Origin of the sequence: Janthinobacterium silvisoli, assembly GCF_014200725.1 — a bacterium.
Classification (GTDB): Bacteria; Pseudomonadota; Gammaproteobacteria; order Burkholderiales; family Burkholderiaceae_D; genus Janthinobacterium.
This window is the reverse complement of the sequence record NZ_JACHCL010000004.1, coordinates 1-14,736: the sequence shown is the minus strand read 5'-3', so window position 1 is coordinate 14,736 and position 14,736 is coordinate 1. Positions and strand designations below refer to the sequence as shown.

The following is a 14,736-nucleotide window of genomic DNA, read 5'->3' as shown; positions in this document are numbered from 1 at the left end:
CAAGCGTGGTTGAGATGCATGCTCCGTCTGAAACCAGACGACTGGCATTGACGACAGTCTAAAAGGGCAGCGATGTGCAGAGGTAGATCGAAACAACCAGAGGCATGCATAATCCTTCCAAAGTTTCTTTTGCCATGCACGCGGCTGCTTGCATGCGGGGTATAGTGATGGCATGCGAGAGAACACCCACTTGATGGATGAGTTGAGGGATGAGTTAAGGGAGCTCATCCTTCGGCATGCGGCGCCGTATGCAGCGCGCCCCACACTGCCCAACCTGGTGTTGTCGTCCTATACAATGCCGACCCAGCCTGTGCTATACATGAGTGAACCTGCCTTGGCGCTGGTGGTACAGGGAAGCAAGCAGCTTGTGCTGGGTGAACATGTCTTCCGCTACTCCCCAGGCCAATATCTTATTTATCTGGTTGATTTGCCGCTGAGTTCCAATGTGATCGAGGCGAGCGAAGAAGAACCTCTGCTGGGCATCGGACTGGCCTTGAAACCCGAGCTCATAGCGTCGCTACTATTGGAAAGCAATGCTGCGCCGGAAAAATTCCCTGAGCAGCGCGGCATTGCCGTCAGCGACTTGAGTGGTGATTTGCTTGATCCAGTCGTCCGGCTCGTCAGGCTGCTGGACCGCCCAGACGATATTCCCGTTTTAGCGCAGTCGATTGAACGCGAAATCTTGTGGCGGCTCATGAATGGGGAGCAAGGCGCAATGGTGCGGCAGCTTGGCCGTTCAGACAGCCGCACCATGCAGATATCGCGTGCCATCAAGTGGATTCGGAGCCACTATGCTGAGCCCATCCTGATCGAAGACCTGGCCAGCATAGCGGGCATGAGCATGACGTCCTTCCACCGGCATTTCCTGGCCGTGACATCCCTGAGTCCGATGCAATTCCAAAAGCAGGTTCGGCTGCAGATCGCACGCTCATTACTGGTGTCTTCTCACCGGGGTGTCGCCGAGGTTGGCCATGCGGTCGGTTACGACAGCCCTTCTCAATTCAGCCGCGAATACCGGCGTTTTTTTGGACGCCCTCCGAGTGGCGATGGCGAGGTATTTCGGGGGCGCCAGGACAACTAAGCACAGCTTCCACCATGGCGTCCCCGTTTGGTTTGCTGATACGCCAGCTTACTTGCCGCGCCGGCTTTCAATCGCTTCGATCTGGTCCATGATGCTGTTCATGCGCGCGGCCAGCGCCTGGTACGGCTGCGGTGTCGCCAGGTCGACGCCGGCCGCCTTGACCAGCGCATACGGATCGGCCGAACTGCCCGAGGACAGCATCTTCAGGTAAGCCTCGCGCGCGCCCGGTGTATTGGCCAGTATGCGCTGCGCAAACTCTTGTGCCGCGGCGATCGAGGTGGCGTACTTGAACACATAAAAGTTTTCATAGAAGTGCGGCAGGTAGGCCCATTCGACGCTGTATAGCGGATCGATTGTCATAACGCCCTGGGCTACGCCGTGGTAGCGCTTGAGCAGGTCGAGGTAGATAGCGCTGATTTGCGCGCCGGTCAGCGCTACGCCCTGATCCACTTTGGCGTGGATGGCCGCTTCGAATTCAGCGAACATGGCCTGGCGGAAGAAGACGCCGCGCAGTTCATCGAGCGCCTCGCCCAGGTACAGCAGGCGTTCGTCGTCATCCCTGGCTACTGTCAATTGATGCTCCAGCAGCAGCGCCTCGTTGGTGGTCGAGGCGATTTCAGCGATGAAGATGCTGTAGGGGGCATACATGGCCGGCTGTGCCTTGTTCGACAGCACCGAGTGCATTGCGTGGCCCCATTCATGGGTCATGGTGGTGACCGATGCATAGTTGCCGGTGTAGTTCAGCAGCACATAGGGATGCACATCATAGGCGTCGCCAAGCGTGAGCGCGGCAGGTAATTTGTGCGGCGACGGATAGACGTCCATCCAGCGCGCATTGACGGCTGCGCTCAGCGTCTTGACGTAGTCCGCTCCCAGCGGCGCCACCGCGGCCAGCATCATCTGCTTGCTCTCTGCCAGCGTGAACGTGCGCGTGCTGTTGACCAGCGGCGGGTAGAGGTCGTAATACGCCATGTCCTTGATGCCCAGCATGCGTGCACGCAGCCTGAAGTAGCGGTGCAGCGTTGGCAGGTTGGCGTTGGTCTGGGCGATCAGGGTCTGGTAGACCGCCGGCGGCAGATGGTCGGCATCGAGCGCGGCCGTCTGCGAGTCCGGGTAGTGGCGCACCTTGGCATAGGCGGCGTCGGTTTTCAGCTTACCGTACAGGGTTTCGCCAAAGGTATGCTCGAATTGCTTCCATTTGCCCCAGTAAGTGTCGAGTACCAGCTTGCGGTCGGCGCGGTTGCTCACTTCGCGGTATTGTTCATACGCAGTCAGGTCGATCGTCGCTTCGGTGCCATCGGACAGCTTGATGGTCGACCATGGCATTTCTGAGCTCGACAGTGTCTGGTAGATGGCGCTGGCCGAACCGGTCGCCAGGCCAAATTGCGACACCAGCTGTTCGCCGGCGGCATCGAGCGTATGCGGCGCATTGCGCAGGATAGTGTCCAGCTGCAAGCGGTACGGGCCCAGACCCTTGTCCCTGGCCAGCATGGCGTGTACGCGTTTGGCGCCCAGCGCCAGTATTTCCGGCTGCACGAAGGCAGTGGCCTGGCTGAATTGATTGTCCAGCAGGTCGGCGTGCTGGTTCAGCTGGTTGCCCAGCTTGTCGCCGGTATCCTGGTAAAAATACAGCGAGGCGTACATCTTCAGCCGGTCCAGGCGTTTGTGCACCTCGCTGTACAGGTCCAGGCAGCTTTTCAGGCGCGCCGGCGATGCGCCCAGTTGTCCCTTGCAGCCGGCAAACTGCTGTAATTGCGCCTCCAGCTTGCTGGCGTCGCTGTCGAAGCCTGCCGGGGTCTGGTACAGATCGGAAAGATCCCAGCTGTTGGCGCTGTGGCCGGCCTGGACTTGCGCCGTGGCCTCACTTGGTGCGGCGCTGGCCGGGAAGGTACAGGAAAGCGCCAGGCTGATGGCCAGCAAGGCAAGCATAGGGCGCTTGAGCGCGGTAGTTGTCATAGTTCCGGTGAGTGCTTGGATGATTAATATATGGCTGTCCGCCGGGGTAAGGCCATGCGTAGTACATCCCGGGGATGAAAAAAAACGGGGAGCCGCCATGGCGTTCCCCGTTTGATTTGCTGATATGCCAGCTTACTTGCCGCGCTTGCTTTCGATCGCTTCGATCTGGTCCATGATGCTGTTCATGCGCGCTGCCAGTGCCTGGTACGGTTTCGGCGAGGCCAGGTCGACGCCGGCTGCTTTCACCAGGTCATACGGGTAGGCCGAGCCGCCCGAGCTGAGCATCTTCAGGTAAGCGGCCAGCGCGCCCGGTTCCTTGGCCAGGATGCGCTGCGAGAATTCCTGTGCCGCGGCGATCGAGGTGGCGTACTGGAACACATAGAAAGCGTTGTAGAAGTGCGGAATGTAGGCCCATTCCACGGTGTACAGCGGGTCGACCTTCATCACGCCTTGCGCTTCGCCGTGGTAGCGCTTGAGGATGCCGCCATAGATGCTGGAAATTTCCTCGCCCGTCAGCGCTTCGCCCTTGTCTACCTTGGCGTGGATGGCCGCTTCGAATTCGGCCAGCATGGCCTGGCGGAAGTAGGTGCCGCGCAAGCCTTCCAGCGCCGCACCCAGGTACAGCAAACGCTCGTCGTCATTCTTGGCTTGTTTCAGGCGCTCGTCGAGCAGCAGCGCTTCATTGGTGGTCGAAGCAATTTCCGCCACAAAGGTGCTGTAGGACGCGTAGATCGCCGGCTGCGCCTTGTTGGCCAGCACCGAGTGCATGGCGTGGCCCCATTCGTGGGCCAGGGTGGTGGCCGATTCATAGTTGCCCGTGTAATTGAGCAGCACATACGGATGGACGTCATACGCTTCGCCGATCATGTGCGCGCCCGAGGTCTTGCGCGGACGTGGATAGGCATCCATCCAGCGCGCATTGACGGCGGCGTCCAGGGTTTTGACATAGTCCGGTCCCAGTGGCGCTACGGCGTCCAGCATCATTTTCTTGCCATCGGCCAGCGGGAAGGTCTGGTCGCTGTGGATCAGCGGTGGATACAGGTCGTAATAGGCCAGGTCCTTGATGCCCAGCATGCGCGCGCGCAGTTTCAGGTAGCGGTGCAGGGTCGGCAGGTTGGCATTGGTCTGGGCGATCAGGGTCTGGTAGACGGCTGGCGGCAAATGGTCGCCATCGAGCGCCGCCGTTTGTGAATCAGGGTAGTGATGGACCTTGGCATAAGCGGCATCGCTTTTCAGCTGGCCGTACAGGGTTTCGCCAAAGGTACGCTCGAATTCCTTCCACTTGCCCCAGAAGGCATCGAACACCAGCTTGCGGTCGGCGCGGTTACCCTGTTCGCGGTATTGCGTGTAGGCAGCCTGGTCCAGCTTGACCTGGGTGCCGTCCGACAAGGTCACGGTCGGCCACGGGATTTCCGAGCTGGACAAAGTCTGGTAGATGGAACCTGCCGAGCCCGTCGCCAGGCCAAATTGCGAGATCAGTTGTTCGCCGGCCGCGTCCAGGGTATGCGGTGCATTGCGCAAGATGTTGTCCAGCTGGAAGCGGTACAGCTGCAAGCCCTTGTCCTGGGCCAGCATGGCCTGGATGCGTTTGGCGCCGATGGTGAGGATTTCCGGCTGTATGAAGGCAGCGGCCTGGCCGAATTCATTGTTCATCAAGGCGGCGCGCTGGTTCAGCTGATTGCCCGTATTGTCGCCCGTGTCCTGGTCATAGTATTGCGAGGCGTACACATTCAACAGGTTGATACGTTTGCGTGCATCCGCATACAGGTCGAGCGCGCTTTTCAAACGGGCCGATGAGGCGCCCAGCTGTCCCTTGTACGCTGCCAGTTGCTTGAGCTGCGCCGACAGCTTGGTGGCGTCGGCGTCGAAATCGGCCTGGCTTTTATACAGTTCGCTCAAGTCCCAGCGGTCGGCTGGCTGCTCTATCGCTACGGACGCAGAGGTAGGCTCGGGCGTCGGCGCGGCGGCAAAGGCCGAGGAGATGGCCAGGCTGAGGGCCAGCATGGTAAACAAGGGGCGCTTGAGTGCGGATGACGTCATGGATGTTCCAGTAAGGTTATCGGAAGGATATTAGCGGTCCGCGGGGCAGGGATGCGTGTGGCAGGCTGCACCGGCAGAGCTACTTACGGTACATCAAACGAGGGAAAATGTGGTGCGGAAATGACGCCGCCACCAGGACGGTGGCGGCGAAACAACAGGGCGTGTCAGTCAGCTAATTAGCGGGATGATTAGTCCGTTGTTAGTCCGTTATTGCTTGCAAGCTAATCGTCGCGCCAAACGGCGACGGCGTCGCGCACGGTTCTTCATCGAAAGCGATATCACCCAGCGGGCTGGCCACGCCATCGGCCTTCAAATCCTTGAAACCATACAGTTTCGGGTCCATCAAATGCGATGGCGCCACGTTGGCCAGCGAAGAGAAGATGCTTTCCACGCGGCCAGGGAATTTCTTGTCCCAGTCGCGCATCATGGCCTTGATCTGCTTGCGCTGCAGGTTTTCCTGCGAACCGCACAAATCGCATGGAATGATGGGGAAGCCTTTGACTTCCGCATAACGCTGCGTGTCGGCTTCCTTCACATAGGCCATCGGACGGATGACGATGTGCTTGCCGTCATCCGATTGCAGCTTGGCCGGCATGCCTTTCAGTTTTCCGCCGAAGAACATATTCAGGAAAAAGGTTTCCAGGATGTCATCGCGGTGGTGGCCCAGGGCGATCTTGGTCGCGCCCAGCTCATCGGCCACGCGGTACAAGATGCCGCGGCGCAGACGCGAGCATAGCGAGCAGGTGGTCTTGCCTTCCGGTATAAGCCGCTTGACGATGCTGTAGGTATCCTGGTTTTCGATGTGGAAAGCCACGCCCAGTTCCGTCAGGTAGGCCGGCAGGATTTCCGGCGGGAAGTTCGGCTGCTTCTGGTCCAGGTTGACGGCCACGATATCGAAGTGAATCGGTGCGCGTTCGCGCAAGGTCATCAGAATGTCCAGCAGGGCGTAGCTATCCTTGCCACCCGACAGGCACACCATCACCTTGTCGCCTTCTTCGATCATATTGAAGTCGCCGATGGCCTGGCCCACCAGGCGGCACAAGCGCTTGTGCAGCTTGTTGTTTTCCAGGGCGATCTTTTCCGCCTTTTTCTTCGCAGCCTGCTGCGCTTCCGGGTTCGCTGGGATGGCGACGGCCGTCTCTGCCGTATCCAGTACGGCGCTGTTGTTCATATCGTTCATACATCATCCTTGATTTGGAATACTTCCACGCCCACGCCTTCGCAGTCGGGATACACATCCGGTTTCATCGACGAGACGCGCGCGGCGCGCACCTGCGGGTGGGCCAGCATGGCGGCCAGCACATCGTCGACCAGGCTTTCCTGCAATTGCACATGGCCTTGCGCCATGCGCCTGGCGATGGTTTCGCGCATGAAATCGTAATCGACCACTTCTTCCAGCTGGTCATCTTTCGGCGTCGACAGGGCCAGGGGTATGTACAGGTCGACGTTGATGAGGACGCGCTGCTCGCCCTTTTTTTCGAAGTCGTAGACACCGATATTGATGAGGACTTCGTAATTGCGCAGGAATAGCCGGCGGCAATCGGCCAAGCGGGGGTGAGACAGGGCGGACGACATAGTTTTACCTTTTAGGGAATGCTGGAATGCTAATTTTTTACGGATATTCGGTAGATCGCTTTTTTATTGACTCTTATTTGGCCAGGAACATCACGTCGCGCGGCAGGCCGATCAAGTGCTGGCCGCCATCGACCAGCAAGGTGGTGCCCGTCAGTGCGCGCGCGCCAGCCACATAACAGACGCTGTCGGCAACATCTTGCGGCGTGCTGGAACGGCCCAGCGGCGTATTTTCGTGCGCCGTGGCAAAGTTCGCTTCTGTCTGCTCGCCGGACACCATGGTGATACCGGGCGCGATGCCGACCACGCGCACCTTGGGCGCCAGTGCCTGGGCCAGCATGGTGGTCGCCGACAGGAGCGCCGCCTTGGATAATGTGTAGGACAAAAAATCAGGATTGAGATTGTACAGTTTTTGGTCCAGCAAGTTGATGACAACCGCTTGTTCGCCTTCTGGCGTGGCCTGATATAAGGCTTGCGCCAGCAGCACGGGCGCCGCCAGGTTGGCGTGCATATGGGCGTCCAGCGCGGCCACCGAGAAATCGGCGGCGTTGTCGTATTCAAACAACGATGCGTTATTGACCACGCAAGTCACGGCGCCCAGTGCGGCTTGCACCTGGGGCAGCAGCTGGCGTACGGCGCTTTCCTGCGCCAGGTCGCACGGGAAGGCGTGGGCGCGCCGGCCCAGCGCGGTAATTTCCGCCACCAGCGCGAGCGCTTCGTCGCGTGATGCGCGGTAATGCACGGCAATATCCCAGCCGTCGCGCGCCAGGCCCAGCGCGATGGCGCGGCCGATGCGGCGCGCCGCGCCCGTGACGAGGGCGACGCGCGGGGGGCTGGCTAAGGGCGTTGTGCTTGCTTGATTCATGTCTTTGCTAATAGTTGAGAGTGAGGTGTACGGGCCATGACTGGCGGCAAGCGCCGCCGATTCGCTACAATGCCGGAATGTCCCTACCCGAACCCGATAGCGACGCGCTGGCCGCGTCCCATGCCTTGCAGCACCTGATTGCCGCTGAAATCGCGCGCAATGACGGCGCCATTCCCTTTGTCCGCTTCATGGAGCTGGCGCTGTATGCGCCTGACCTCGGCTATTACAGCGGCGGCGCCGCGAAGCTGGGCAAGGATGGCGATTTTACAACCGCGCCGGAAATCTCGCCCCTGTTCGGCGCCAGCCTGGCCCATGTAGCAGCCGCTATTATGGCGCAAACGGCCCCGCGCATCCTCGAATTCGGCGCCGGCACGGGCAAGCTGGCCTTCGATATCCTGACGGAGGCGGCCAGTGCCGGCATTTCAATTGAGCAATATGCGATCGTCGAACTGTCCGGCGAACTGCGCGCGCGCCAGGAGCTGGCGCTGGCGGCGTTTCCGCAAGTGGTGTGGCTCGATGGTTTCCCGGAATCGTTCGAAGGCGCCGTGTTCGGCAATGAAGTGCTGGACGCCATGCCCGTCAACCTGATCAGCAAGACGCCCGCCGGCTGGTGCGAGCTTGACGTCGGCATTGCCGATGGCAAGTTCGTCTGGATCGAGCGCCCCGCCAGCGGCGAAGTGGCGGCGCAGATCGCCGCCCAGGTGCCCGAGGCGGACGACTTGCCGGTCGGCTATGTCAGCGAAATCCACGGCGTGGCCTGTGGCTTCATGCGTTCGCTGGCGCGCATGCTGACCAGTGGCAAGGGCGGTGCGGCGGTGCTGTTCGACTATGGTTTCCCGGCGCACGAATATTATTTTGTACAGCGCGCCACCGGCACCCTGATGTGCCATTACCGCCACCATGCCCACGCGGAACCGTTTTATCTGCCCGGCTTGCAAGACATTACGGCCCACGTCGACTTCACGGCCATGGCCGTGGCGGCGCAGGAAGCAGGTCTCGATGTGCTCAGCTATATGAGCCAGGCAGCTTTTTTGCTAGGGGCGGGCATCGGTGACTTGCTGCTGCGCAGCGATCCGCTCAAGGTCCAGACGTATCTGCCGCAGGCCAGCGCCGTGCAAAAACTGCTGTCGCCTGCCGAGATGGGCGAACTGTTCAAGGTACTGGTGGTGGGCCACCAGGTGGCATTGCCGGATAGCTTGTTGTCGGGTGACCGCTCGCATCGTTTGTAAGCCGATCAGGAGTGCAGGACGCAGCCCAGTCCTGCATTTTCGCTGGCTCAGACGGTTATTATCTTGTCATTTCGTATATGATGCTTGATAAAGCACGGTTTCCACTCACCAGCACCCGTCGCCGCGCACCGATTTCAAGATAAAACGATGGGAAAGATACATACACACTATGACAACCTGAAAGTGGCGCGCCTGGCGCCGCAGGAAGTCATACGTGCCGCGTACAAGGCCCTCAGCCAGAAATACCATCCCGACAAGAATCCCGGCGACGAGAAGGCGGCCCGCATCATGGCGATTCTCAATAGCGCCTATGGCATCTTGTCCGATCCGCAGCGGCGCCGCGAACACGATGAGTGGATCGCAGCCGAGGAGTGGGAAATCGCCTGGCTGGAAAGTACCCAGCAGGAAGACGCTAAACACAAAAATGGCCGGCCCAAGGACCAGGCCGCGTCACAGCCGCAAAGCTGGGCGCAAGATGTGCCGTCGCCAAAAGGCGGACCGCGCCGCCGGGGCCGAACCACCTGGCGCAACTGGCGCTGGTGGCTGAGTTTAAGCGGCTGCCTGCTGCTGGGCTGGCTGGCCGCCGTGCTGATGCAGGGTTACCCGCCCACCGTACCCGTCGCACTGGCTTCGGCCTGGAATGGCCTGGCTCGTGATGGCGTCAAGCCCGGCGATGCTGATAACAGCTCGCCGCCAGCGCCGAAGACGGAAGCGCTGGCCGTCGACAGCTGGGCGGTGGGCAAGCTCTCCGCGCCGGAACCGGTGCAGACCAAGGCGCCCGAGATCAAGGTGCTGGCCGTGTCGCAGCTGATCCTGAGCAACAGTCAGGCGGGCTGCGATGGCCCAAGCCAGGCGCAAGCGCAAGCCCTGGTGGCGCCGAATGGCGAACCGTGGCCGCGCCAGTCCGGGTATGTGGATGGATTCCCTGTCAGTAACAAAGGCAACGAACTGGAATTGATGCTCGACAATAGCGCGAATGCAGCGCCTGTCTTCGTCAAACTGTACGACCTGGAGCGGCGCTCGAATGTACGTTACCTGTATATCCTGGCGCACGATAAGCTAAACGTGGAACAACTGAGCGCAGGCAAATATGAAGTGCGCTACCAGTCGCTGGCCCCGGGCGCCGATGGCTGCGCGGCCAAGCCGGTCAGCGCTGTCCCGAGCCCGCCGCCCGTCTCGCCTGCGCTACCAGACGGTGTACAGAATCCTGTTGTAAGCAGCATCTAATCTGATTATCCTTGATAAGGATTTATCATCGTATCCATCCATCAGGAGCCCCCATGACTGACCGCAATGCCGATGCAGATGCAGATGATAATTGGCTGCTCGACGAGGATGAACCAGCGGCCGCTCCCACTGGGCTGACAGCACCTGAGCAGCGCCTGTGGCGCGTGCTGATCGTCGATGATGATGTCGATGTGCATGCCGTCACGCGGCTGGCGCTGCGCAACGTCAGCTTCAAGGGGCGCGAGCTGGAATTGTTTTCCGCCTATAGCGGCCAGGAAGCCTACGAAATCTTGCGCAGCACGCCAGATATCGCGCTGGTGCTGCTCGACGTGGTGATGGAAACGGATGACGCGGGCCTGATACTTGCCAGGCGTATCCGCGCCGAGCTGAACAACGCCATCGTGCGCGTGGTGCTGCGTACGGGCCAGCCGGGCCAGGCGCCCGAGCAGCGCGTGATCATTGAATACGATATCAACGATTACAAGGCCAAGACCGAGCTGACCACGCAAAAGCTGTTTACCACGGTAATTTCAGCCCTGCGCGCCTATGAAAGCCTGATGATGCTCGAGCGCAGCCGCATCGGCTTGGGCAAGATCCTGGCGGGCGCCACCAATCTGTACCAGATCCATTCCTTGCGCGAATTTGCTTCCGGCGTACTGAACCAGGTCAGCGCCATCCTCGACGTGGGTGCCGATGGTGTGCTGTGCCTGATGCAGTGCGGCTCCGGACGGCCCGAAGTGGTGGCCGCCACCGGTTCCTATGCCGCACTGGCTGACGCCGCCAATATGCCGCCCGACCATGCGCTCACGTCCACCATCGACAAGGCCTTCGCCGAAAAGCGCAGCCAGTTCGAGCATCCGGCCAATGTGTTGTTTATCCATACGGAAAGCAAGCGCGAACTGGCCATTTCCGTCACGCCGCCGTGGCCGCTGGCGCAAATCCAGCGCGATCTGCTGGAAGTTTTTTGCCAGCGTATCGCCGCCGCCTTCGACAACCTGTATATGTTCGGCCAGTTGCGCAAGGCGCAGGAAGCGACCGTGGTGGCGCTGGCCGACCTGGCGGAATTTCGCGACAGCGACACGGGCGGCCATGTACGGCGGGTACAGCAATTGTCGGACGCGATCGCCCGCCGCATGCAGCAGCGCGGCGCCTATCCCGACGAACTGACGGCGCAGCTGATCGACATGATAGGCCTGGCCAGCATATTGCACGACGTGGGCAAGGTCGCTACCCCAGACGCCGTGCTGCTGAAGCCGGGCCGCCATACGGATGAGGAAAGGGTGCAGATGCAGCTGCATGCCAGCGTCGGGCGCACCATTCTTGAGCGGGCGGCGAATATGGTTGATGGCGTCAGCTACCTGACGTATGGCGCGCAGATTGCCGGCAGCCATCACGAACATTTTGATGGCGCCGGTTATCCGCAGGGCTTGCATGGCCGCGCCATTCCGCTGGCCGCGCGCATCGTGGCCGTGGTCGACGTGTTTGATGCCTTGCTGCACGAACGGCCCTACAAGGAACCCTGGCCCTATCCGCAGGTGCGCGCTTATATAGAAGAGCGCAGCGGCAAGCAGTTTGATCCGGAAGTGGTGGCCGCGCTGCTGGAGCTGATCGCCGATGAACCGGCACTGTGGCATCCTGAGCGCAACAGTCCCTGATACGGCGGCTTTCTGCGCCGCGCCATTCCCTTGTGCGCGGCGCCGTCATATACTCGGCAGCCTCAGGCGGTCTGGTGCCACGCACCAGTGTGGCGCGCCGCTGAGTTTTCGGATACCGACATGAAAGAACTGCAAGGCCTTACGGCGCTGATTATCGAACCGCATCCGGGCATGCGTTCGAGCCTGCACAATATGCTCAACCTGTGCGGCCTGGCGAAGATCGATGATGCGGCTGGCTCGGGCCAGGCGATCCGCATGCTGGGCAACAAATCCTATGACTTGATCCTGTGCGAGTACGCGCTCGAGGGCGGGCAGGATGGCCAGCAGATGCTGGAAGACTTGCGCCACCACAAATTGATCCACGCCTCGACCATGTTTTTCATGGTCACCGGCGAAGGCAGCTTTGGCAAGGTGGTCAGCGCCGTGGAACTCTTGCCCACTGACTATATCCTCAAACCGTTCACGGCCGACCGCATGCTCGAGCGCATCGGCCGCGCGCTGGACAAGCGCAATGCCTTCGTGCCCGTGTACCAGTTGATCGACGTGGGCAACGAGCGCGCGGCGATTGCCGCCTGCAGCGAAGGCGTCAGCCTGTATCCGCGCTATGCCACCGATTTCCTGCGTTTGCGCGCGGAATTGCATTTGTTGCTGGGTGAGGCGGCCGAGGCTGAGCCTATCTATGCCGCCCTGTATGAGAGCAAGGCCATCGGCTGGGCGCGCCTGGGCCAGGCCAAGACCCTGTTCCAGCGCGGCGAGTATGCGGCCGCGCAGGCCATGCTGGAAGATTTGCTGGAAAACAATAAGCGCTTTCTCGACGCCTACGACTGGCTGGCCCGCACGCATCAGGCCCAGGGCCGTCCGCAAGAGGCGCAGCAAACCCTCGGTGAGGCGGTGGCGCTGTCGCCGCACGCGGTGCGCCGCTTGCGCCGGCTGGCCGAGGCGGCCGTGGCGGCCGATGATATGGAAGTGGCGGAAAAAGCCCAGAAGCTGGTGGTCAGCAAAGCCAAGTATTCTGAATTCCGCGATCCGGAAGACCATGTGCGCCTGGTGCAGACCCTGGTGCGCAAGGGCGATCCGCTGCAGGCAGGCGCCGCGATCCGCGAATTGGACAGAAGCATGGGGGGCCAGAAGAACGTGGAATTATGCAGCGCCCTGTGCAGCGCCATGCTGCATGGCCACACGGGCAATCAGGCGCGGCTGGAAGAATCGCTGGATGCTGCCTTGCAGGCCAACCGGCATGACGGGGGCGGTTCGAACGCCGTCAAGACGGAATTGGCACGCCTGTGCCTGGCGCATGGCCGCGAAGAGGGCGCCGCCGAAGTGATGCGTGAAGTGATGCGCAATGCACCCGATAGCGCTGCCATGACGCAGGCGATGGCCGTGTTTGAGCAAAGCGGGCGTGAAGAGCTGGCCAAGGCGCTGGCGCGGCAAAGCCGCCAGGAAGTGGCCGAGATGGTCGCTGCCGGCGCCGCCAAGGCGGGCGAAGGCGATTTCCGTGGCGCCGTCGAGCTGATGCGTGTAGCCGTCACGCGTTTGCCCGACAATCCGCAAGTGGTGTTCAATGCCGCGGTGGCGGTCTTGAAATGCCTGGAGCATGAAGGCTGGGATGAACGCCTGGGCCAGCAGGCCCTGAGCTTTATTGCCGGCGTGCGCAGGCTGGACCCGCGCAACCCGAAATTGCCAGTGCTGTCGGGCCTGCATCAGCAGATATTGCGCAAGTATAAGCCGCGCGGCCTGGCCTGGATGCATCCGCCTGACGCCCTGTAACCGGGTGCAACAAGGCGACATTCACGGAAAAATGCGGGATGCGGGCAGGGGCCAAAAAAAATTACGATTATTTTCTTCGAACCCTTGCACATTCTCAAATCGGAAGCTTATAATCACGCCCCGAAGCAGCCAACTTCTTCTTTATAAGCAAATGCGGTAGTTAAGCAGTAGTAAATAAGGTTGACAGTTGTGAGTAGATGCTTCATACTCTGCGGTTCCCGCGGAGGGGTGGCCGAGTGGTTAAAGGCGACAGACTGTAAATCTGTTCTTTCGAGTACGCTGGTTCGAATCCAGCCCCCTCCACCAAGTTTTCAGGTTTTTTGAACGGAAAACTGGGTCGTAGTAAGTGAAGATGAAGTGAACGATACCTCGCGGGTGTAGCTCAATGGTAGAGCAGAAGCCTTCCAAGCTTACGACGAGGGTTCGATTCCCTTCACCCGCTCCAGTCCCCGTTCAGATGCTTGATGCATCGCGTGCAACAAATTACAGCCCTTGTAGCTCAGTGGTAGAGCACTCCCTTGGTAAGGGAGAGGCCACGTGTTCAATCCACGTCAAGGGCACCAGAATTCGCAGCAAATTCGCAGCAAGTAATAAACAGAAGCAAATTCAACCAGACCGTCGGGCGTGTGCCTGAGCAATCTAATCAAATCATTAGGAGTTCAAAATGGCAAAAGGTAAATTCGAACGGACCAAGCCGCACGTTAACGTCGGCACCATCGGCCACGTCGACCACGGTAAAACCACCCTGACCGCTGCAATCGCAACGGTACTGTCGAAAAAATTCGGCGGCGAAGCTAAAGCATACGACCAGATCGATGCTGCTCCAGAAGAAAAAGCACGCGGTATTACGATTAACACCGCTCACGTTGAGTACGAAACGGCTACCCGTCACTACGCTCACGTTGACTGCCCAGGCCACGCCGACTACATCAAAAACATGATCACCGGCGCAGCACAAATGGACGGCGCGATCCTGGTTTGCTCCGCAGCAGACGGCCCAATGCCACAAACCCGCGAGCACATCCTGCTGGCCCGCCAAGTTGGCGTTCCATACATCATCGTGTTCCTGAACAAGTGCGACCTGGTCGACGACGCAGAATTGCTGGAACTGGTTGAAATGGAAGTGCGCGAGCTGTTGTCGAAATATGACTTCCCAGGCGACGATCTGCCTATCATCAAAGGTTCGGCCCGTATGGCGCTGGAAGGCCAAGAAGGCGAAATGGGCGTGGACGCAGTGCTGCGTCTGGCCGATGCGCTGGATGCTTACATCCCAACCCCAGAGCGCGCTGTTGACGGTGCCTTCCTGATGCCAGTAGAAGACGTGTTCTCGATCTCGGGTCGCGG

At 60.2% G+C, this 14,736-nt stretch carries 11 protein-coding genes and 3 tRNA genes; 9 read left to right on the top strand and 5 right to left on the bottom strand.

Annotation, left to right across the window (positions count from 1 at the left end; genetic code table 11):
- The first annotated feature begins 172 nt into the window (after positions 1-172).
- Complete coding sequence (locus tag HDE75_RS19080; protein WP_221291945.1) at positions 173-1,081, top strand: AraC family transcriptional regulator; 909 nt, start codon at positions 173-175, stop codon at positions 1,079-1,081.
- 48 nt (positions 1,082-1,129) lie between these two features.
- Here the strand turns inward: HDE75_RS19080 and pepF (HDE75_RS19075) are convergent, their stop codons facing one another.
- The 5 genes from pepF (HDE75_RS19075) to HDE75_RS19055 all read right to left on the bottom strand — a co-directional run bounded on the left by pepF (HDE75_RS19075) (position 1,130) and on the right by HDE75_RS19055 (position 7,514).
- Complete coding sequence (gene pepF, locus HDE75_RS19075) at positions 1,130-3,037, bottom strand: oligoendopeptidase F (protein ID WP_183679847.1); 1,908 nt, start codon at positions 3,035-3,037, stop codon at positions 1,130-1,132.
- 132 nt (positions 3,038-3,169) lie between these two features.
- Positions 3,170-5,077: an oligoendopeptidase F gene (gene pepF, locus HDE75_RS19070; protein WP_260174225.1), complete on the bottom strand. Its 1,908-nt coding sequence runs from the start codon at positions 5,075-5,077 to the stop codon at positions 3,170-3,172.
- A gap of 199 nt (positions 5,078-5,276) precedes the next feature.
- Complete coding sequence (gene ttcA, locus HDE75_RS19065) at positions 5,277-6,257, bottom strand: tRNA 2-thiocytidine(32) synthetase TtcA (protein ID WP_183679849.1); 981 nt, start codon at positions 6,255-6,257, stop codon at positions 5,277-5,279.
- Positions 6,254-6,652, bottom strand: a complete 399-nt coding sequence (locus HDE75_RS19060; RefSeq protein ID WP_183679851.1) for a dihydroneopterin aldolase — start codon at positions 6,650-6,652, stop codon at positions 6,254-6,256. The genes ttcA and HDE75_RS19060 overlap by 4 nt, the downstream gene beginning before the upstream one ends.
- Before the next feature lie 73 nt (positions 6,653-6,725).
- The gene (locus tag HDE75_RS19055) at positions 6,726-7,514 is read right to left on the bottom strand and encodes an SDR family oxidoreductase (RefSeq protein WP_183679853.1); all 789 of its coding nucleotides are present in this window, start codon (positions 7,512-7,514) and stop codon (positions 6,726-6,728) included.
- A 77-nt stretch (positions 7,515-7,591) separates the two neighbouring features.
- On the opposite strand from HDE75_RS19055, the gene HDE75_RS19050 reads away from it, so the two are divergent.
- The 8 genes from HDE75_RS19050 to HDE75_RS19015 form a co-directional block, all read left to right on the top strand.
- Entirely contained in the window at positions 7,592-8,743 is a 1,152-nt protein-coding gene (locus HDE75_RS19050; RefSeq protein WP_183679855.1) for a class I SAM-dependent methyltransferase, read from the top strand.
- Between the two features lie 147 nt (positions 8,744-8,890).
- Positions 8,891-9,970, top strand: coding sequence for a J domain-containing protein (locus tag HDE75_RS19045; protein ID WP_183679857.1), 1,080 nt, complete (start codon positions 8,891-8,893; stop codon positions 9,968-9,970).
- Between the two features lie 53 nt (positions 9,971-10,023).
- Positions 10,024-11,625: a DUF3369 domain-containing protein gene (locus tag HDE75_RS19040; protein WP_183679859.1), complete on the top strand. Its 1,602-nt coding sequence runs from the start codon at positions 10,024-10,026 to the stop codon at positions 11,623-11,625.
- Between the two features lie 120 nt (positions 11,626-11,745).
- Complete coding sequence (locus HDE75_RS19035; RefSeq protein ID WP_183679861.1) at positions 11,746-13,392, top strand: tetratricopeptide repeat-containing response regulator; 1,647 nt, start codon at positions 11,746-11,748, stop codon at positions 13,390-13,392.
- A gap of 222 nt (positions 13,393-13,614) precedes the next feature.
- Positions 13,615-13,698, top strand: a tRNA-Tyr gene (locus tag HDE75_RS19030).
- Positions 13,699-13,763: 65 nt separating this feature from the next.
- Positions 13,764-13,837 (top strand) — tRNA-Gly (locus HDE75_RS19025).
- A gap of 43 nt (positions 13,838-13,880) precedes the next feature.
- Positions 13,881-13,955 (top strand) — tRNA-Thr (locus tag HDE75_RS19020).
- Positions 13,956-14,056: 101 nt separating this feature from the next.
- Positions 14,057-14,736 (top strand): GTP-binding protein (locus HDE75_RS19015; RefSeq protein ID WP_183679863.1); only part of this gene is annotated, 680 nt, incomplete at its 3' end.